This is a genomic window from Shewanella sp. 6_MG-2023, from assembly GCF_030547195.1.
In the GTDB taxonomy this organism is placed as follows: domain Bacteria; phylum Pseudomonadota; class Gammaproteobacteria; order Enterobacterales; family Shewanellaceae; genus Shewanella.
This window is the reverse complement of record NZ_JAUOQU010000003.1, coordinates 1-20,010: the sequence shown is the minus strand read 5'-3', so window position 1 is coordinate 20,010 and position 20,010 is coordinate 1. Positions and strand designations below refer to the sequence as shown.

Annotated in this window: 14 protein-coding genes and 1 tRNA gene; 8 read left to right on the top strand and 7 right to left on the bottom strand. The window is 42.6% G+C overall.

Translation table 11 applies throughout. The features are described from left to right. Positions 1-130: 130 nt before the first annotated feature. The 4 genes from Q4533_RS02440 to Q4533_RS02425 all read right to left on the bottom strand — a co-directional run bounded on the left by Q4533_RS02440 (position 131) and on the right by Q4533_RS02425 (position 6,863). Positions 131-3,271 carry an efflux RND transporter permease subunit gene (locus Q4533_RS02440; RefSeq protein ID WP_102439725.1) on the bottom strand — a complete coding sequence of 1,047 codons (3,141 nt, stop codon included), beginning with the start codon at positions 3,269-3,271 and terminating at the stop codon, positions 131-133. A gap of 38 nt (positions 3,272-3,309) precedes the next feature. Further along, a complete protein-coding gene (locus tag Q4533_RS02435) occupies positions 3,310-4,524 on the bottom strand; it encodes an efflux RND transporter periplasmic adaptor subunit (protein ID WP_102439693.1) in 1,215 nt (404 codons plus the stop codon). Between the two features lie 254 nt (positions 4,525-4,778). Continuing rightward, a complete protein-coding gene (gene srmB / locus Q4533_RS02430) occupies positions 4,779-6,011 on the bottom strand; it encodes an ATP-dependent RNA helicase SrmB (RefSeq protein WP_303501721.1) in 1,233 nt (410 codons plus the stop codon). A gap of 81 nt (positions 6,012-6,092) precedes the next feature. Continuing rightward, complete coding sequence (locus Q4533_RS02425) at positions 6,093-6,863, bottom strand: tRNA1(Val) (adenine(37)-N6)-methyltransferase (protein WP_303501718.1); 771 nt, start codon at positions 6,861-6,863, stop codon at positions 6,093-6,095. 448 nt (positions 6,864-7,311) lie between these two features. Between Q4533_RS02425 and brnQ the strand changes: the two genes are divergently transcribed. The 4 genes from brnQ (at position 7,312) to recJ (ending at position 12,394) form a co-directional block, all read left to right on the top strand. Next, positions 7,312-8,655, top strand: a complete 1,344-nt coding sequence (gene brnQ / locus Q4533_RS02420; RefSeq protein WP_198589256.1) for a branched-chain amino acid transport system II carrier protein — start codon at positions 7,312-7,314, stop codon at positions 8,653-8,655. Between the two features lie 85 nt (positions 8,656-8,740). Beyond that, positions 8,741-9,643 (top strand): site-specific tyrosine recombinase XerD, encoded by a 903-nt coding sequence (gene xerD / locus Q4533_RS02415; protein ID WP_102439689.1) that lies wholly within the window; start codon positions 8,741-8,743, stop codon positions 9,641-9,643. Positions 9,644-9,784: 141 nt separating this feature from the next. Next, entirely contained in the window at positions 9,785-10,513 is a 729-nt protein-coding gene (dsbC, locus tag Q4533_RS02410) for a bifunctional protein-disulfide isomerase/oxidoreductase DsbC (protein WP_102439688.1), read from the top strand. A 156-nt stretch (positions 10,514-10,669) separates the two neighbouring features. Then, complete coding sequence (gene recJ, locus Q4533_RS02405) at positions 10,670-12,394, top strand: single-stranded-DNA-specific exonuclease RecJ (protein WP_303501715.1); 1,725 nt, start codon at positions 10,670-10,672, stop codon at positions 12,392-12,394. Positions 12,395-12,674: 280 nt separating this feature from the next. Here recJ and Q4533_RS02400 read toward each other — a convergent pair. Both Q4533_RS02400 and Q4533_RS02395 read right to left on the bottom strand, forming a co-directional pair. Beyond that, positions 12,675-12,750, bottom strand: a tRNA-Phe gene (locus tag Q4533_RS02400). 182 nt (positions 12,751-12,932) lie between these two features. After that, entirely contained in the window at positions 12,933-13,697 is a 765-nt protein-coding gene (locus Q4533_RS02395) for an outer membrane protein assembly factor BamD (RefSeq protein ID WP_102439686.1), read from the bottom strand. Positions 13,698-13,822: 125 nt separating this feature from the next. Between Q4533_RS02395 and rluD the strand changes: the two genes are divergently transcribed. The 4 genes from rluD to Q4533_RS02375 all read left to right on the top strand — a co-directional run bounded on the left by rluD (position 13,823) and on the right by Q4533_RS02375 (position 18,859). After that, positions 13,823-14,797 carry a 23S rRNA pseudouridine(1911/1915/1917) synthase RluD gene (rluD, locus tag Q4533_RS02390; protein WP_076540848.1) on the top strand — a complete coding sequence of 325 codons (975 nt, stop codon included), beginning with the start codon at positions 13,823-13,825 and terminating at the stop codon, positions 14,795-14,797. A gap of 38 nt (positions 14,798-14,835) precedes the next feature. Beyond that, the gene (pgeF, locus tag Q4533_RS02385) at positions 14,836-15,570 is read left to right on the top strand and encodes a peptidoglycan editing factor PgeF (RefSeq protein WP_102439685.1); all 735 of its coding nucleotides are present in this window, start codon (positions 14,836-14,838) and stop codon (positions 15,568-15,570) included. 144 nt (positions 15,571-15,714) lie between these two features. Continuing rightward, positions 15,715-18,288 (top strand): ATP-dependent chaperone ClpB, encoded by a 2,574-nt coding sequence (clpB, locus tag Q4533_RS02380; protein ID WP_303501713.1) that lies wholly within the window; start codon positions 15,715-15,717, stop codon positions 18,286-18,288. A 250-nt stretch (positions 18,289-18,538) separates the two neighbouring features. After that, entirely contained in the window at positions 18,539-18,859 is a 321-nt protein-coding gene (locus tag Q4533_RS02375; RefSeq protein WP_303501711.1) for a hypothetical protein, read from the top strand. 119 nt (positions 18,860-18,978) lie between these two features. Here Q4533_RS02375 and Q4533_RS02370 read toward each other — a convergent pair whose 3' ends face one another. Next, positions 18,979-19,428, bottom strand: a complete 450-nt coding sequence (locus tag Q4533_RS02370; RefSeq protein WP_303501708.1) for a DUF4124 domain-containing protein — start codon at positions 19,426-19,428, stop codon at positions 18,979-18,981. Positions 19,429-20,010 lie beyond the last annotated feature (582 nt).

The window sequence follows — 20,010 nt, the reverse complement described above, 5'->3', positions numbered from 1 at the left end:
AATGATATTAACCTAAGCCAATATTGATATCTGTTTGTGAGTTCGCATTATTGGCTAAAGCGCCAATTTCATGAGCTTTAGGCATAAAAAAGGGAGCTAAGCTCCCTTGTTAATGTACTTGGACTAGGCGCTAATAATAAGCTTCATCGTCTTCTTTTTTCGGTTGCCACCACCAGTTAAATATCCGCCGCGTTAACTGCTTCACATCATCTAAAATGATGTACAGCACAGGCACTAAAATCAGCGTTACTACAGTGGAAAACAAAATACCAAAGGCTAATGATGTTGCCATCGGAATGACGATTTTAGCTTGCAGGCTTTTTTCTAACAAAATAGGTACTAAGCCAACAAAGGTCGTCATTGAGGTTAAGATTATTGCTCTGAAGCGATAACAGCCCGAGTCGATGGCTGACTCCATTAACGAGAAGCCTTTGCGGCGGGCGCGGTTAACAAAGTCCACCAAAATCAGTGAGTCATTGACCACAACCCCAGCCAAGGCAACAATGCCACAAAGGCTTAATACACTCATGGATATCCCAAGAATGAAGTGACCCACCAAAGCGCCAATCATGCCAAATGGGATCACCGACATAATGATTAATGGCTGGCTATATGACTTTAATGGAATCGCCATCAAAGCATATATGGTAAACATGGCAAAAAAGAACCCTTGCAAAAGGCCCAGCATGGCATCTTGTTCATCTTGACTGCCACCATCTAATGCGGCGTTGACCTCTTTGTAGCGCTCAGTCAATTGCGGTATAAATTCTTCTTGGATTTCACCAACCACTTTTGATGGCTCAACGGTGTTTTTGTTCACATTAGCGCTAATGGTAATCGCTCGGCGACCATCAACACGAGTAATTGATGCAAAGGATTCACCTAGCTCAATATCTGCCACCGTTGAAAAAGGCACAGCAACACCTTGTGGGGTGCGAATTAACATGTTTTCAAGGTGACCAATGGTGCGGCGCTGCTCTAATGGGTAGCGCACCATCACTTTGATCTCTTCTTTGTTACGAAGAATTCGCTGGGCTTCATAACCATAAAAGCCATAACGCACCTGACGGGCTAGATCTGACAGGGTTAACCCTAGTGCTTCGGCTTCTGGGCGAATGTTGAGTCTGATCTCTTGGCTACCAGATGAAAAGTTATCCGAGATATCGAACACACCTTCATAGGTGGCAAGTTTGGCTTTTAACTCTTTTGAGGCTTGGGCTAGTTGCTCTAAGTTACTTGAGGTTAATCTAAACGAAATATCGCCGCCGGCATCATTGGTACTGGCAGAAATATTAAGCTTTTTCACTGATAATAATTCAGGTAGCTGTTTACGCCACTCTTCAGCTATTGTGACACCGTCAATTTCACGATCTTCACCTTTTGACAGCTCAGCAAAGATAAACCCAGAGCTACTGGAATTTATCGCGATAAAGCTGTGCTTTAACACGTCAGAGCCAGTCTCTTCGACAAACTTTTCATTCATGGCGTACAGCGCTTCTTCAACTTGCTGTACCACATATAAGGTATTGAGCTCGGAGCTGCCTTCTTCCATCTCAAGGTTGACTTGAATAAAGTCCGACGGAATATCAGGGAAAAATACCCAACGAACTTTGCCACTGGCAACCAGTGCGATAGATAAAATCAGTACCCCGACAAACACCGCCACAACGTTGTAGCGATTTTTAATACAAGTACCTAAAAAGTTGCGATAATTGTTGTGAATAAAGTATTGCAGCTTCTCATTAATCCATAGTTTAAATTTTGAGAATATGTTAGTTGGCGGGCGCTTTTTCTTCACTTTCATATGAGCTAAATGCGCCGGTAAAATCAATTTTGATTCGATAAGTGAAAACGCTAACGCTAGGATCACCACCATACCGATGGACTTCCAAATTATCCCCATAGGTCCTGACACCATGATCATCGGTATAAAGGCGGCAATTGTGGTGAGTACGCCGAAGGTTGCGGGCATGGCGACCTTTTGCACCCCTTTAATGACATTCTCTAAGGAGTGACCGTTGTTTTCTACTTCTGTGTAGGCACTTTCGCCGATGACAATGGCGTCATCCACCACGATCCCCAACACCAGAATAAAGGCGAATAGGGTTAACATGTTGATTGACATGTTAAAGGGCTCTAATGGCATCAATAATAAAGTGCCAAGAAAACACACGGGTAAGCCGACCATAACCCAAAATGCCAGTTTCAAGTCGAGAAACAAGGCTAAGATCATAAACACCAATAATGCACCATAAAACATGTTTGATAACATCATGTTTAAGCGGCCTTCAAGGTAATGGGTTAAATCTCCCCAGGTATCTAGCTCGACATTGGCGGGTAGGGTGGTTTTCTTATCGGCGATATAGCTTTTAACTTGCTCTGAAATCGTCAGCGCGTTTTGATCGTCAATGCTGGTGATTTCAATAATCGCGGCAGGTTTACCATTAAAGCGGGTGTATTCAATGCGCTCTTCGAAACCATCTTTAATGGTGGCAACATCGGGTAGCATGATACGGCTGCCATCTGGGCGGGTGGAAACCACAATGTTGGCAAAGTCGGCTCCAGTATAGGCCTGGCCTTTAGTGCGCAGCAAGATATCACCATCTTGGGCTCTAATTGAGCCACCGGGTAAATCTATCGAAGAGTTTTGTACCGCTTGTGCGACTTGAGTGAAGGTTATTTCATATTCACGCAGCTTATCTTCTGATAACTCAATGCCTATTTCATAATCTAGCACGCCATTAACTTGGGCACGTGTGACAGCAGGTAAATCGGTAATATCATCACGGATGCTTTTAGCCATTTCTTTCATCTCATGGAGACTTAAGTCGCCATAGACAGAGACCCAGATGACATTGTTTTCAGGTTTTATTTGGAAAATATTCGGCTTTTCTATGTTGTCAGGAAAGGTTGAAATCGCATCGATACGCAGCTTAGCCTCATCTAAAACTTGCTGAACATCATAACCGTCTTCAACCTCAATGGTGACTGTTCCTACGCTATCACTGGCAACTGAGGTGACCTTGGTAATACCATTAATATCTTGAATGGCCTCTTCGATTTTAATATTAATCCCTTCCTCAATCTCTTGAGGTGCAGCGCCAGGGTAGGCTACTGAGATCGTCAGCAAATTAAGTTCAAAGCTAGGGAAAACTTCCTTATTAATTAATTTGGCGCTGAATAAACCACCAATGAGCAGGGCTGCCATAAGTAAGTTAGCGGCAACACTATTGCGAGCAAACCAAGCAATAATGCCTTTGTTGTAATCGATATCGTTATCGGAGGCTGAGTTTGAATTAGTGTTATCCATTACAGATCACCTGCTATGGTTATTTCATCACTGTTTTCTGCTGGCGCTTCTAGTTCCTCATCTGGCGCGTCAGCTTCTTCACCTAACAATTTCACTTTCTGGCCTGAGGTCATATTATTGATATCGGTGATCGATACGCGCTCACCACTTTTCAGGCTACCCTTAATATAGACATGTTCAATATCGGTGCGCACGATATTAACTGGGCGTATTTCAATGGTATTGTCGTCTTTAACAATGGCAACTTGATTGTCTCTTACCACATAGCGGGGTAGCTTCACTATGCCATCGACAGTGCGACCAGTGATAACGGCAGTCACAAAGCTGCCATATTTAAGTGGGAGTTCATTTTCGCCGCGCTGCTGTCTTAGGTAAGGATCTTTAACTTCTGCGACTAAGTAAACCATACGGTTTTGCTCATCAATGACGTTTTCACTGCGGACAATATTACCTTGCCAAGTAAATGAATTACCCGCCAAAGAAGCGCTTAAAGTGACTGAGGTATCAGGGTTATCCACCGACTCTAAGTAAGCTAAATCATTGTTGCTTAACGGTAAGCGAACTTCAGCAATGCTGATATCGTATAGCTCACCTAAATTTGTCCCTAAAGAGACATATTGGCCTAAATCGACGTTACGCGCTTTAATGAGGCCATCAAATGGGGCTCTTATCACTGTGCGCTCTAAATTTCGCTGAGCACGGGCAAGTGCGGCTTTAGCGTATTTGACATTGGCTTGTTCTTTTTTCAGTTGCGGTATACGCAGGCCTAACTCTGGCGGTAGGCCATCATCAAAATCTTTAAATTCAATTTTAGCGACTTCACCACGGGCGACTTCTTCATTAAGCGCTGCATAGGCTTGGGCAAGGCTAGCTTCTGCTTGGATAAAATCAGCTTCATAATCTGAAGGTTCAATTTGTGCTAAAGCTTGACCTTGTTTGACTATACCGCCGGCGACAAAACTTGGATCTAGGCTAACTAAACGGCCTTGTACTTCGGTGACTAACTGGGTTTTGTATTTAGGGCTGACAACACCATACGAAGGCAGATTTAACGAGACTGTTTGTAGCTCGACGTCAATGACATCAACAATAGCAATTTTAGCTTGTTCTTGTTTTTGCTCAGGAGCTTCTTTGGTACTTAGCAGCACAAAAGCTAAGCCTGCGAAAATGATCAGGATAAATAAAGGCGATAGGATTCTTAAGATTCGTTTCATTGGTAACTGTATCCATACAAAATATTACATCAGAGAGTAACTCTATTTTTTCATGACTTTTAGAGTCTTATACCCGCTAAATTAGCAGAGTTCGTCAGCGAGCTAAAGCGATAGATGTAAATTAAATGTTTCATAAGATTTTTTCATCTTTATTTAGGGTTTTACACTATAAAACTGATTTTTAGATAAAAAAAAGCCCTGAAGCATTATATTGATTCAGGGCTTAAACAGTTTTTTAATCGCGAGAGAAAGGCTTACTTTTTCTTTTTCGCTTTTGCTTTTTTAGATTTTTTCTTCGCAGCGATTTTCACTTTGTCTTTTTTCTTGCCAGGCACTTTCGCTTCTTTGTGCGTTGGTCGTAAACCGTCGATGTAACGACGTTTTAGTGGCTGCTCAATATAGCGCTCAATTTTATTAACGATGCGCATATCATGGGCTTCAATTAATGAAATTGCAGTGCCTTTCGCGCCAGCACGAGCAGTACGTCCAATACGGTGAACATAGGCATCGGCAGAGCGAGGCATATCAAAGTTAATCACGTGGGTGATACCTTCAATATCAATACCACGGCCAGCAACATCAGTTGCCAGTAAGATATTAACTTCGCCTTTACTGAATTTGCTTAAGGCTTGGAAACGTTTTTTCTGTTCCATATCGCCACGTAAGAAAGCGCAAGGAATACCTGCTTTAAGCAGCAGGCCTTCAAGACTTGCAACGATTTCACGGGTTTTTACGAATACGATAGTACGCTTAACTGACTCTTGCTGAAGAATGTTACATAGCAAGGCAAATTTATGGGCTTGGTTATCGGCAAGGTGAGCCCATTGGTGCACTTTGGCTTTTTCACTGCGAGGTGAATCAACGTCAATAGTGACCGGATCATTCAATAGGATTTGGGCGAAGCGCGATACACCGCTGCCTTCAAGAGTGGCAGAAAATAACATATTCTGCTTACGGCCTTGGGCTTCAATTGCGATGGTTTCTACCACTGACGAGAAGCCCATATCTAACATACGGTCGGCTTCATCAATAATCAGGATTTCAACTTCAGTCGCTTCAAATTGACCTTTGTCGAGGTATTCCATCAGTCGACCAGGCGTTGCAATTAATAAATCGACATTATCTTCAAGCTGTTCTTCTTGCGGACCGTATGGCACACCACCGGTAATGATGCCAACATCTAGGTCTAAACCGGTGGCAAGGTGGCAAGCATAACGATGAATTTGGCTAGCAAGTTCACGGGTTGGGGTAAGAATTAATACCCGCGCTTGACCATTAAATCGTCTTGGGAAATCAATCAAGTGTTGTAATGCAGGCAGCAAAAAGCTAGCCGTTTTACCAGTACCTGTTGGCGCTTTAGCTAAAATATCCCGTTGTTCCATTGCCATTGGCAATGTTTGTTGTTGAACAGTCGTTGGGGTTAAATGTCCCATCGCTTTTAACGAATCTAAAAGCATCGGGTCTAGGTCAAAATCTTCAAATAGCATGCGCTGTAGGTCTCACTGATTGATAGCCGAGCATTATAACCTAAGAAGCTCAACTCAGCGAGAGCGATATCTATACAAAGCTTAAAGTTTTAGATAGAACTCACGACAAAGGGTGATCATTTGTTGACTATATTGGCCACTGTTATCGCTTATCACTAAACTTGAGTGCTCAATAGTATCAATATTCGGCTGATGTTTAAGCTCAAGCAGCAATCGTCTAGCGGGTTTATTGATCACCGTTGAGATGCTGACTCGCTTAGATATGGCCAAAGACGTTTGTGTTAATGCGTCGGTAAAGCGCGCTTCACTTTCAACTGGAAGAATTAAGCTCGCCGCGCCATTTGGCGCCAGTAATAGCGCGATATTTTTCAGTAACTCGCTAAAGCTTAAGCTCTCGGTATGTCTTGCGGTTGCTCGCTGCTGCTGCTTTGATTGCGGCCCATTGTCAAAATAGGGCGGGTTACAAATTATGCTATCAAATAATGGGCTTAGCTTAGCTTTATACTGAACTAAGTGCTGGGCACTAAAGTCTTGTATTGCCCCATGGTGAAACTCAATCATCTCAGCCCAAGGGCAATTGGCGATATTGTGTAAACAATCTTGGGCAGCTAAATCATCGAGCTCAACAGCGACGATTTTAATCGCTTTGCTTGATAACCCTACTGCTGTTTTTGCCAATTGCTCAGCTCGCTGAGCAGCCATGAGGGTTAATAGTCCACTGCCGGCACCGATATCCAAAATCGTTCGGCTATGTTCGATATTAGCCCAAGCGCCTAACATCACCCCGTCAGTACTTACCGGCATACCACAGCGGCTATCATCAATATGAAATTGTTTGAAACTAAAAGGCATAGGACTATAGATTGAGAAATGGCCGATTATGGTAACTGTTTTTGCAATTTTTCCCAAACGGATAGTAGGTTGATTTATTGTTGCTAATATACTGGCGACTTAGGTGCTTGTGTTGTTATTGTAGCGCTAATGTTTGGCTGTTTTTAAGCTTGTTTTCAGATGATGGTTGTTTTTGCTTTATGCGGGTTTTGCGCTTGTGTATCTAAGTGCTATTTGCTATTAGTTCCTACCCGTTTGAGCACATTATTGCGGTTTAAATGGGAAAAATGAAATCAGCTTCACAAATCGGCATAGGTATTACGAAAATACGCTGAATTTATCAGCAATATTGCAGTGATTTTAGTGAGCTTAAGTGTAATTTAAAGTTTACAGGTTTGTCGGGAGGTTAGATTAGCGATAGCTAATTGGTGACTATTCCCTTAAGTTTGTAAAAAAACAAAACAACAAGATGGGGCAATGTGTGCAAAACAATAATATGAGTATTGGCGATACGATAGGCTTAGGCTTTATGACGTTCGCATTTTTCTTAGGTGCTGGTAACCTAATTTTTCCACCGTTTGCAGGTATGTTAGCTGGTGAGAACATGACACTAGCAATGTTAGGCTTTCTTATTACTGCCGTGGGTTTACCCCTTGCTGGACTTATTGCGATTGCAAAAGCAAATGGTAAGGTCATGGCGATGTTACCGGCATTTGCGGCAACTGCTTTAGCGATTTCTATCTATATTATTATCGGCCCAGCCTTTGCTGCTCCGCGTACAGGCTTGGTGGCTTTTGAAATTGGTGCTCGTCCATTTTTAGATAATGCCGATGCAATCATCCAACTTGGTGCACTGTCACTTAATAAAGCACAATTGTTTTATACCATTGGCTTTTTTGCCATTGCGATGTTGTTGTCGTTATTCCCAGGTAAATTATTAGACAGCGTTGGTAAAGTATTAACCCCTATTCTTATTTTCCTATTAGTCGGTTTAGCATTATCTGTGATCATTACCCCTAGCGCTGCAATTCAAGCTGCAAGCGGTGATTACATTAATAGTCCACTTTCTAAAGGTATTTTAGAGGGGTACAACACTATGGATACGCTAGCATCATTGATTTTCGGTATGTTAATCATTGATATTTTGCGTAAAAAAGGCATCACTGATTCAAAAGCGCAAACTCGCTATTTAGTACGCGCTGCTATCATTGCTGCATCGGGTTTAGCTTTTGTTTATGTGTCATTATTCTATTTAGGCGCTACCGCTGGTGATATTGCTTTGGGCGCTGAAAATGGTGGCCAAATTCTAACAAACTATGTGACTCATGAGTTTGGCACTATGGGGACTATCTTATTAGCAACGGTAGTGAGCATTGCCTGTTTAACAACTGCAGTTGGGTTAATTACCGCCTGTTCAGAGTTTTTCAATGAGCTATTGCCTAAGATCTCATACAAAGCGTTTGTGATTTTCTTCAGTTTGGTTTGTGCCACGGTTGCCAATGTGGGCTTAACGCAGTTAATTAACATCAGTATTCCTGTGTTAATGACTATTTACCCAGTGGCAATTGCATTGGTAGCGATTACTTTCTTAACTGAGCGTTTCCCTCGTCCTGAATTTTCACATCGTTTAGTGTTATCTGTTGCTTTGTTCTTTGGTATTTTTGATGGTCTTCAAGTTGCTGGCGTAGATACAAGTTTCCTAAGCTTTATGCCACTTCATGCTGAAGGCATGGCATGGTTATTACCAGTAGGGCTTGCGATTGTTGCTTGTTTATTTGTTCCTGCCAAGGATCAAGCTTTAGCTGCAAGCTAGGTAACCTTTGTCAAACTAAGCTAACTTTAGTTACACTAACGGCGTTATTTCATCTTGAAATAACGCCGTTTTTTTAGGAATTCATGTGACAGATAAGTATCAAGCCGATCCCATTATCGATGCATTTTTAGATGACCTTTGGTCTACGAAAGGACTTAGTGACAATACACTGGCTTCCTATCGTACTGATCTACGCCATTTTGAACGTTTTGTGCTAACGAAAAAACGCCAGTTGATTAATGTCGATCAGTTGCTGATCCGCGATTACTTAGCCTTTCGAGTGGAACAAAATTTTGCAAAAAGCAGTACTGCGCGGTTATTGAGTAGCTTGCGGCGTTTGTATGGTTATTTGTTGGTTAATGAGCAGATAGCTGTTGATCCCACCGCGCTGGTTGAGTCCCCTCAATTAGTTAGGCAATTACCCGAGGCACTCAGTGAAGCCCAAATAAACAGCTTACTGGATGAGCCCAATGTTGATGATCCGCTAGAGTGCCGAGATAAAGCCATGTTGGAGTTACTTTATGCCACTGGGCTGCGGGTAACCGAACTGGTTAGCTTAACCCTTGAGCAAATAAGCTTACGCCAAGGCTTAGTGAGAATTGTCGGTAAGGGCGGTAAAGAGCGCTTAGTTCCCTTAGGTGAGTTAGCGGTGACAGAAGTAGATCAATACCTTGTTGCGGCAAGAGCTGAGCTACTGGGTAATAAGCAAAGTGATGTACTGTTTCCATCAAAGCGCGGTCAAATGATGACAAGGCAGACCTTTTGGCACCGAATTAAGCTATATGCGTTACGGGCAGGAATACACAGCCATTTGTCGCCCCACACTTTGCGCCATGCTTTTGCGACCCATTTATTAAATCACGGCGCAGACTTACGGGTAGTGCAGTTGCTACTGGGCCACAGTGATTTATCGACTACGCAAATTTACACCCATGTAGCTAAAGCGAGGCTGCAACAGTTGCATAGTGAGCACCATCCAAGAGGTTAGTGCAAAATGAATGTTTATTATTGCTTACACAAAATGAGCGCTGTGTAGTTGCTTTCATGAAATATTGTCTGTAACTTTTGCGCTGATGAGCGGGTCTATATAGTGAGTAGACTAATACAGATTGACCAAATAGGATTTTAAATGAAGTTAACCAAAGCATTCTCTTTAGCGATAACGCTTGCAGTAGCCCCGTTATTACATGCCGCTTCTGCCTCTGATATCCCTAATGAAGCAGAACTCAAAAAACAAGTTTCAGATACCTTAGGTGTGAATGTTTTGAGCATTGAGGCATCGCCAATTGATGGTCTTTATCAAGCGCTTACTGACCGTGGTCTGCTATATGTGTCTCCAGATGGCAGTAAGTTACTTCACGGTAATATGTATGATTTACAAAAGGGCATGAAAAACTTAACCGAGGCAGCACTAGCAGGCCCTCGCATTGATATGCTAAAACCTTTTGAAAAGGATATGTTGGTTTATAAAGCCAAAAATGAAAAACATGTGGTGACTATTTTTACCGATGTTGATTGTGGCTATTGTCGTAAGTTGCATCAGCAAATGGATGGCTATAACGATTTAGGAATTACCGTAAGATATTTAGCTTATCCTCGTGCGGGTATTCCGTCAGCGAATGCCGATGAAATGGAAGCTGTGTGGTGTGCTAAAGATCCACTACAAGCGATGACCGATGCCAAAACTGGTCGTAATGTAAAAGCGGCAAAATGTGATGCTAATATCGAAGGTCAATACCGCTTAGGTGGCTCATTTGGTATTAACGGTACCCCAGCAATTGTGTTAGAAAATGGCGTATTAGTACCAGGCTATCAACCGCCTGAAGCATTATTAAATACCATTAAAACCAATCTTTAATCTACAGTGAGTTAACGGATTTAGCCGCTAAAGCGCGTTAAAAGACGTTAATTTATAACAAAAGGTGAGCCCAAAGCTCGCCTTTTTTGTTATGGTAAATTCAGTTTCAATGATTCATTCCCACTTCATAATTCGATATTTTCTTAAGGTGTTTTTGTGGCCCATAAAATTGTTCGCCGACCTCTAGTAGACGATAGTCATTTACCAGCTAGTATTCCTGCTATTTTAAAGCAATTGTATGCCCGTCGAGGCGTCGACCTTTTGGGCTGTGATCTGAGTCTTTCAAAGCTATTACGCCCAGATTCTATGATGGGCTTGGCTGAAGCTGCGCGTATTATTGCCGATGCTATTATGGCGAAAAAGTCCATTTTGATTGTGGGCGACTTTGACGCAGATGGCGCTACCTCAACCAGTGTGTGTTTGTTGGCATTACGGATGATGGGTGCTCAGCATGTGGATTATCTTATTCCTAATCGATTTGATTATGGCTATGGCTTAAGCCCAGAAATTGTAGCTGTGGCGCAGTCAAAAGGCGCTGAGGTATTAATTACCGTAGATAATGGTATTTCATCCATAGAAGGCGTAGCAGCGGCTAAAGCGCTGGGGATGACCGTAGTGGTGACAGATCACCATCTACCGGGTAAATCATTGCCCATAGCCGATGCCATTGTTAATCCAAATCAAGCTGGCTGTGAGTTTGCCAGTAAATCTATTGCAGGTGTGGGCGTGGCATTTTATTTGATGTCTGTACTGCGCAGTGAATTACGCGCCCGCGATTGGTATCAGCTTAATCAATTAGCCGAGCCGAACTTAGGCAGTTTATTGGACATTGTTGCACTGGGGACTGTGGCTGATGTGGTTTCCCTTGATAGTAATAACCGCATTTTAGTGCAAGCTGGCTTACAAAGAGTACGTAGTGGTCGCTGCCGTGTTGGGATCACAGCTCTGCTTGAAGTCGCTAAGCGAAACCCGCAGCGCATTGTCGCATCAGATTTTGGTTTTGCAGTAGGCCCAAGACTTAATGCCGCAGGACGCTTAGATGAAATGGCCTTAGGGGTCGAAACCCTACTTTGTGAAGATATGATGCTCGCCAGACGCATGGCAGGTGAGCTTGATGGTCTGAATGCTGAGCGCCGCGAATTAGAAACCGGTATGCAGCAAGAAGCCCTAAAAAGCTTACAAAAACTCAGCTTGGATGAAACTAAATTACCTTGGGGATTAGCCATTTTTCAAGAAGATTGGCATCAGGGCGTGATTGGTATTTTAGCATCACGCATTAAAGATAAATATCATCGCCCCGTGATTGCTTTTGCCGATGCGGGTAACGGTGAGATTAAAGGCTCCGCTCGCTCGATTAAGGGCTTACACATGCGTGACTTATTGGAGCTAATTAATAGCCGTCACCCTGGGATGATCCTTAAGTTTGGCGGACATGCGATGGCAGCAGGACTATCCCTAAAAGCTGATGCCTTTAGCGAGTTTGAACAAGCCTATGACAAAGCGGTGCGCGAGATATTAAAACCTGAGCAGCTTACCGGTGAGATTTTATCTGATGGTGAATTGCCAGTCGCGCTGATGAACCTCGATACTGCCTATTTGTTAAGAGATGCAGGCCCATGGGGGCAAGCATTTGAAGAGCCATTATTTGATGGTTATTTCAGTGTCATTCAACAGCGCATTGTCGGTGAAAAGCACCTAAAGCTGGTGTTAGAGTCTGAATGTGGCGCTGTAATGATGGATGCGATTGCATTTAATGTTGATTTAACCACTTGGCCTGATGCAAGCATAAAACATGCTCGTGTGGCTTATAAACTGGATGTGAATGAGTTTAGAGGTAATCAAACCGTACAAATGCTGGTGGATTACATTGAGCCAGCTTAATGGGTATTGTCTGTGAGGTTAACTTAAGCCAAGGGTGACTTTGTGTTAGTTAGCTGCGGCGCTAATAAGTTGCGCTTTAATGAGCTGGTATTACTCAGGTGTGCTTGCTCAAGAGGCTAGTACAAGGAGCTAGTAAATGAGTCAGAGTACTGACTCAAAGTCGTTAAGGCGCTTTATTGATGCAATGGTTACCGCATGAATGATAAATGACAGAAACAAAAAAGCCTCGCATTGCGAGGCTTTTTTGTTATTTGGTCGCGTTAGCCACCAAATCTAAATATGGTGCCCGAACCCGGAATCGAACCAGGGACACGAGGATTTTCAATCCTCTGCTCTACCGACTGAGCTATTCGGGCGACGGGATGCAATTTAAGGTTTTAAGCCGTTTGAGTCAACCGTTTTTTTAGCATTTAAGCTGAAAATGTGTCAACTGCATATCTTTTGTACCTTTTGTGATGTTTTATTCTACATGGCGTATAAATAAAAAATGCCTTCAAATTGAAGGCATTCTAGCGTAGTTAAGCAGTAAGGCTAAACATTAGTTACTGACTAACTCATTATTCGGGAAATTCGCCGCCATCACGGTTACCACGTTTTGCTTTAGCTGCTCTTGACCTAATTCTTCGTAAGCCTGAGCCATGATTTCAAGGGCATGTTCAGTTGATGGTGTTCCTGGGAATTGCTCCATCACAGTTTGTGCTCTTACCGCTGCAGCGCTCCAAGCGCCCATTTTAATATAATACTCAGCTACTTTGATTGAGTATTTTGCTAAACGGTTTTTTAGGTATTGCATACGATGTTGTGCATCTGCTGCATACTTACTATCTGGGTAGCTTTTGATTAAACGATCAAAATCTTTAAAAGCATCTTGGGCATTTTTAGGATCGCGATCGGTGCGGTCAATATTCATCATATCGTGAAAAAGATAATTATCAGCCTGCATATTAGTCAAACCACGCATATAATAGACATAATCAATATCTGGATGGGTTGGGTTTAAGCGTAAAAAGCGGTCAATGTTAGCAATACCTGATGCGACATCATCCATCTTATAATAGGCAAAAATCATGTCCAATTGGACTTGAGTTTTGTGGGGGCCGAACGGGTAACGCGAGTCTAACGCTTCTAGGGTTCTAACGGCTTTTGAGTAGTTCCCAAGTTCCATTGAGGTTCGTGCCTGAGCATAAAGTGCTTCTGGCGACTTGTTACTGACAACTTCTTCTTCAAAACCTTTAGAGGTGCTACAAGCCGTTAAAGTCAATGAAAACAATACTAGGGCGGCGCCTTTGGCAAAATTATGCATATGTAAATTCAATTCTTTTATAAGTTATTGTTAAGAATTTTTCCATTTCACTGTAAAATAGAAAACAATCCGATTGTAACAGATAGTTCATTCACTTTGGACCCCAAAAAAGGGGTACGGTTCCTATGACACAAGAGATTAATCTAAAAAGCGAAATCACAGCAAGTCAAACGGGTCTAAGATTAGACCAAGCTTTGGCTGAATTGTTCCCTGATTATTCCCGTACACGCATCAAAGAATGGATTTTATCTGGTGCAGTTTCAGTTGATGATACTGTCGTCGATATACCTCGTGAGAAGGTACTAGAGTCGCAGTTAATTGCTGTAGAAGCAACGCTTGAAGAAGAAGTTAAAGATAAAGCGCAGAAAATCCCACTAGATATCGTCTACGAAGATGACCATATTTTAGTGGTAAACAAGCAAGCGGGCTTGGTTGTGCATCCTGGTGCAGGTAATGCTGATGGCACATTATTAAATGCGTTATTACATCATTGTCCTGAAATCGAACATGTACCACGTGCTGGTATTGTGCATCGTTTAGATAAAGACACCACAGGTTTAATGGTGGTGGCTAAAACGGTTGAAGCACAAACTCACCTTGTTGCGGCGCTTCAAGCCCGTGATATCGTGCGTGAATACGAAGCAATTGTGATTGGTACTATGACAGCTGGTGGCACGGTTGATGAACCTATTGAACGCCATGAAACTCGTCGTACTCAAATGGCAGTGATTATGGGGGGCCGTCCTTCAGTCACTCATTATCGCGTTGCTGAAAAATTTAGAGCCCATACTCGTTTAAGACTGCGTCTTGAAACAGGTCGTACTCACCAAATTCGTGTTCATATGGCTTATATTGGCCACGTGCTAGTTGGTGATCCTGTTTATGGTGGTCGTCCACGTCCGCCTAAAAAAGCAAGCAAAGCGTTTTTTGAACTTTTAAAAGGCTTTGAGCGTCAGGCGTTACATGCGGTGCGTTTGGAGCTTGCACATCCGTTTACCCAAGAAATTATGACTTGGCATGCTCCTATCCCTGAGGATATGAAGATGCTAACCAAAGCATTGCGCGAAGACACAGAACTAAATCCAATAGAATACCTATAGGTGTTAGTCTTGCGTAAGCGATGGCATAAGGATTGATTGTGTTTAAAGCCAGTTGGCCATTACCTGATAATGTTGCTATCGCCATGACAAATCGTCATGGCGGTGTCAGCAAACCACCTTATGACAGCCTGAATTTAGGCTTGCATGTGGGGGATGTTGTAGCAGATGTCATGGCCAATCGGGCTTTATTACAAACAGCGCATTCAATCCAGTCGCCACTTGTTTGGCTTGAGCAAGTGCATGGCACTGACATCATTGATTGCTCTAGACTGACGACAGCTGATATTGCATCTCCTCTCATTGGCGATGGTAGTTATACCAACTCCCCCAATACTGCACTGGCGATTATGACCGCAGATTGCCTTCCTGTATTACTGTGTAATAATGCGGGCACTGAAGTTGCTGCAGTCCATGCCGGCTGGCGTGGCTTATGTGATGGCATAATTGAAGCCGCAGTTAGCAAATTTTCCTCTCCAACGACTGAACTCATCGCCTATTTAGGTCCTGCAATTGGCCCAGGTGCGTTTGAAGTTGGCGCAGAAGTACTTCAATATTTTACCGAAAAGCATCCTCAAGCGACTGACTACTTTAAACCGCAAGCTGAAAAGTATTTAGCAGATTTAGCGGGCTTAGCTCAAATGAGACTGGCGTTATTAGGTATTCCCCAAATATATTGCGCTAATCGCTGCACTTTTAGCGATAGTGATTACTTTTCTTATCGCCGCGAACAACAAACTGGCCGCATGGCGTCGCTTATCTGGCTTAAGTCCTAATCTGTTTTTTAGATTTGATCTACATCATTTAACCTAACGGTTTATTTTTAAATTCGCCTCATTAGATTGAAAAATCCATAAACACCCCCATATTTTACTTATCAAAAACATTCCCGTTTTTAAATTAATTGTTTAGGAGGCCGTATGAGACTCGATCGTATGACCAATAAGTTTCAAATCGCCATTTCAGATGCACAGTCACTGGCGTTAGGACGAGATCATCAGTTTATTGAACCTATTCATTTGATGATGGCTTTGTTAAATCAAGATTCAGGTTCAATTCACCCATTACTGACCCAAGCGGGCATTAATGTCAGTGCGCTGCGTTCGTCAATTAGCCAAGAGCTGGAACGAGTATCGCAAGTGCAAGGCACCGGTGGTGATGTTCAGTTGTCACAAACCCTGATCCGCTTGCTGAACTTATGCGATAAATTAGCCCAAAAGCGAAAAGACAAATACATTTCGTCAGAGTTGTTTGTATTAGCGGCGTTAGAAGGCAATGACCCGTTAGCTAAAAGCCTTAAAGCGGCGGGTGCCACCAAAGAAGTCTTGGAGTCGACCATAGATCAAATCCGTGGCGGACAAAATGTCGATGATCCCAATGCCGAAGATCAACGCCAAGCGCTAAAGAAATTTACCGTCGATCTTACCGAGCGAGCAGAGCAAGGTAAATTAGATCCGGTTATTGGCCGCGACGAAGAAATTCGCCGTACCATCCAAGTACTGCAGCGCCGTAGTAAAAATAATCCAGTATTGATTGGCGAGCCCGGTGTGGGTAAAACTGCCATCGTTGAAGGCTTAGCTCAACGGATTGTCAATGGCGAAGTACCTGAAGGCATTAAAAACAAACGGGTACTTTCCCTTGATATGGGCTCGTTAATTGCGGGCGCAAAATATCGCGGTGAATTTGAAGAGCGCCTCAAAGCAGTATTAAGTGAGTTAGCCCAAGAAGAAGGCCAAGTCATCCTGTTTATCGATGAGCTGCACACTATGGTTGGTGCAGGTAAAGGCGAAGGGGCGATGGATGCAGGTAATATGCTTAAACCCGCTCTTGCTCGAGGCGATTTACATTGTGTTGGCGCTACCACGCTTGATGAATACCGTCAGTATATTGAAAAAGATGCCGCACTTGAGCGTCGTTTCCAAAAAGTGCTGGTTGATGAGCCAAGTGTGATAGATACCATTGCGATATTACGGGGTTTAAAAGAACGCTATGAGCTGCATCACCATGTGGAAATTACCGATCCTGCTATTGTAGCCGCAGCCACTATGTCACACCGCTATGTCTCTGACAGAAAGTTACCTGATAAAGCTATCGATTTGATTGATGAAGCAGCCTCAAGTATCCGTATGCAAATTGACTCAAAGCCAGAGTCATTAGATAGGTTAGAGCGTCGCGCAATTCAACTTAAGCTAGAAGAACAAGCACTAGCGAAAGAAGAAGATGAAGCCAGTCGCAAACGTCTGAGTGATTTACAGGCTGAGCTTGCTCAAGTTGAAATTAAAGCCAACGAGCTAAACGAAATTTGGCGCACTGAAAAAGCCGCATTGGCTGGCACTCAACATATTAAAGCCGATTTAGAACAATCGCGCATGGATATGGACGTGGCGAGAAGGGCAGGCGATTTAACGCGAATGTCTGAACTGCAATATGGCCGTATTCCTGAACTTGAAAAGCAATTAGATTTAGCTTCTCAGGCTGAAATGCAAGACATGACCTTATTACGCAATAAAGTCACCGATATTGAAATTGCAGAAGTGTTGTCAAAAGCCACCGGTATACCAGTGAGTAAAATGCTCGAAGGTGAGCGTGACAAGTTATTGCAAATGGAAGACGCACTACATCAAAGAGTGATTGGTCAAAATGAAGCGATAGAAGCGGTATCAAATGCGATTCGTAGAAGTCGCGCAGGTCTAGCTGATCCAAACCGCCCTATAGGTTCTTTCCTCTTTTTAGGCCCAACTGGTGTGGGTAAAACCGAACTATGTAAATCATTAGCGACATTCCTATTTGATACTGAATCCTCCATGGTGCGTATCGATATGTCAGAGTTTATGGAAAAGCATACCGTGTCACGGCTGGTGGGTGCGCCTCCTGGTTATGTCGGCTATGAAGAGGGCGGTTACTTAACAGAAGCCGTTCGTCGTAAGCCTTATTCTGTCATCTTGCTCGATGAAGTTGAAAAAGCCCATCCTGATGTATTCAATATCTTACTGCAAGTATTGGACGATGGTAGATTAACTGACGGCCAAGGCCGAACGGTCGACTTTAGAAATACCGTTATTATCATGACCTCAAATTTAGGCTCTGACATTATCCAGCAAGGTTTTGAAACCCAAAACTATGCTCAGATGAAGGCATCGGTAATGGAAGTCGTTACCCAAAGCTTTAGGCCTGAGTTTTTAAACCGTATCGATGAAACTGTGGTGTTTCATCCATTATCAGCTGAACATATTGCCTATATCGCAGAAATCCAGTTAGAGAACTTAAAAGCGCGCTTAGCAGAAAAAGACTTTAGCTTAACGATCTCTAAAGCTGCACTGGCATTAATTGCTGAAGCAGGATTTGATCCTATATATGGAGCAAGACCACTCAAGCGTGCCTTGCAACAAGAAATTGAAAATCCACTGGCCAACCTTTTATTACGAGGTGAGCTGCTGCCGGGTAAAGCGATCAATATTGATGTGAAAGATGGGCTGCTAACATTTAGTCAATAACGGTTTTAGCTGTTAGTAAATCAACAGCAGGAAAAAATATAAAGGGAGCATAGTTATCTATGTTCCCTTTTTTATCGAAAAAGTCACTGATAAACACCATCCTAGTTACAAGGCTTTTTATAAATTAGAAACCCCGTAGCAGCTAAGCTAACTTGCGAGTAGCAAAATTATAAACTAGCTTGAAAGTAGACTGTTTAATCCAATCACTCTGATTAACCCAACCACTCTGATTTTCGTCAAAGGATATAGCATGAATAAATTAGTTGTATTAGGTAGCGCACTTTTAGCAATAGCAGTGACTGGCTGCAGTAGCTCAGGCCCCCAAACCAATGGTGAAACCCCAGTTATTAAGGTTGGTAATGTTGATTACGACAGTATTTATCATTATGGCTATAACCGAGGTTGCCAAAGCGCACTATTGCAAAGCACATCAAATGAATCACTCGATTCAATGAAAGATAAAACATTAGATGGAATTAATGCATTTGAAGACGGTTGGCGTTCAGGTACGCAGACTTGTAATGATGGTGAGTTTCGCTCTATGTATACAGTAGGTATTGCGCAGCAATAGCTTGAGTAAAACGCGAGATAATAAAAGGGAGCTTATGAGCTCCCTTTAAACTATATCTTTAGTATTTGATAAATTAAGCCAATTGACGGCCTAACTTATCGCAGTAGTTGAAATGACACTTACTGGCAAAAAAGCTTTACCCTTTCTTCATTAGTTTCTAATTGAGCAAGTCTCTCTTCTTCTGTTACCTGCACCGTTTCACCAGTGGTGGGATCTTTGCGGTGTAACCGTTGGTAGGTACTTAAAACATTTAAACTGTGCTTGGCATTTTCACAAATAGATGCGGCTTGTTTAGCATCATTGGCTTTTATTGATTCTGCATTTTTTTCTGCATCTGATGGTTTATTTGTATTCACACCTGTTGAAGCATTTGTTAGGACCGGTAGATATCCCACTTGAGCAGGTTCGATGTCTTCACTATAGAGTTTGTCTGAATTCACATCAGTTGGTGGCTGCTGACTATAATGCTTAATGCCATTCTCATCGACCCACGAATAAATAACAGTCGCTTGGGCAAGTTGAAAGAAACTAAAACAGCCAATTAAACACAGTAAACGTAAACTAAGCATATATATTCCTAAATGGTGTATCCCAACTTTCCTTATTAAAAATAAAATAGGCGATTTGGAGCATAAAACCAATAGTTATTATCGAGTTTATTAAATACTTTGGCCCAATGCTCCACCTATGCCGACAAATAGCCGCAGTCAGAATGTCAGTTTACAGTCATTGATGGCGTTTTTAGTCGATAAAAAATACGACTTGTTCAGCTTTTGCGCACTCAATGCGTGTCAGTGATAAAAAATAGAAAAAGCCCTTGCAAGAAATCCTGATTTGCCTATAATGCGCATCCACTGACACGGCGACAGGCCAATAGCCTCAAGGTGTTAGCGTTAATTAAGACGCTTTTAAAGCGTCATAATTAACCGGTTGAAAAGCATTTTAAATTAACGTTAAAAATGACTTGACGCCAACAACGGGAGGTGTAGAATACGCATCCCTAAGCCAACGACCTAGCGTCAAATGGCTGCTGATATGAAAGATTATTTCTTGCATAATTAGCAACGCTCTTTAACAAATCAAACAAGAAATCTGTGTGGACACTCACAGGTGTTGAGTTAATCGAAATTGCTCATTCTTTCTCGTAAAGA

Excerpts from the sequence above, each read along its gene's own strand:
- brnQ (WP_198589256.1), top strand. The coding sequence starts at position 7,312 with ATGGGGCAATGTGTGCAAAACAATAATATGAGTATTGGCGATACGATA.
- srmB (WP_303501721.1), bottom strand. The coding sequence starts at position 6,011 with ATGCTATTTGAAGATTTTGACCTAGACCCGATGCTTTTAGATTCGTTA.
- Q4533_RS02375 (WP_303501711.1), top strand. The coding sequence starts at position 18,539 with ATGAATAAATTAGTTGTATTAGGTAGCGCACTTTTAGCAATAGCAGTG.
- rluD (WP_076540848.1), top strand. The coding sequence starts at position 13,823 with ATGACACAAGAGATTAATCTAAAAAGCGAAATCACAGCAAGTCAAACG.
- Q4533_RS02435 (WP_102439693.1), bottom strand. The coding sequence starts at position 4,524 with ATGAAACGAATCTTAAGAATCCTATCGCCTTTATTTATCCTGATCATT.
- Q4533_RS02370 (WP_303501708.1), bottom strand. The coding sequence starts at position 19,428 with ATGCTTAGTTTACGTTTACTGTGTTTAATTGGCTGTTTTAGTTTCTTT.
- Q4533_RS02425 (WP_303501718.1), bottom strand. The coding sequence starts at position 6,863 with ATGCCTTTTAGTTTCAAACAATTTCATATTGATGATAGCCGCTGTGGT.
- clpB (WP_303501713.1), top strand. The coding sequence starts at position 15,715 with ATGAGACTCGATCGTATGACCAATAAGTTTCAAATCGCCATTTCAGAT.
- dsbC (WP_102439688.1), top strand. The coding sequence starts at position 9,785 with ATGAAGTTAACCAAAGCATTCTCTTTAGCGATAACGCTTGCAGTAGCC.
- Q4533_RS02395 (WP_102439686.1), bottom strand. The coding sequence starts at position 13,697 with ATGCATAATTTTGCCAAAGGCGCCGCCCTAGTATTGTTTTCATTGACT.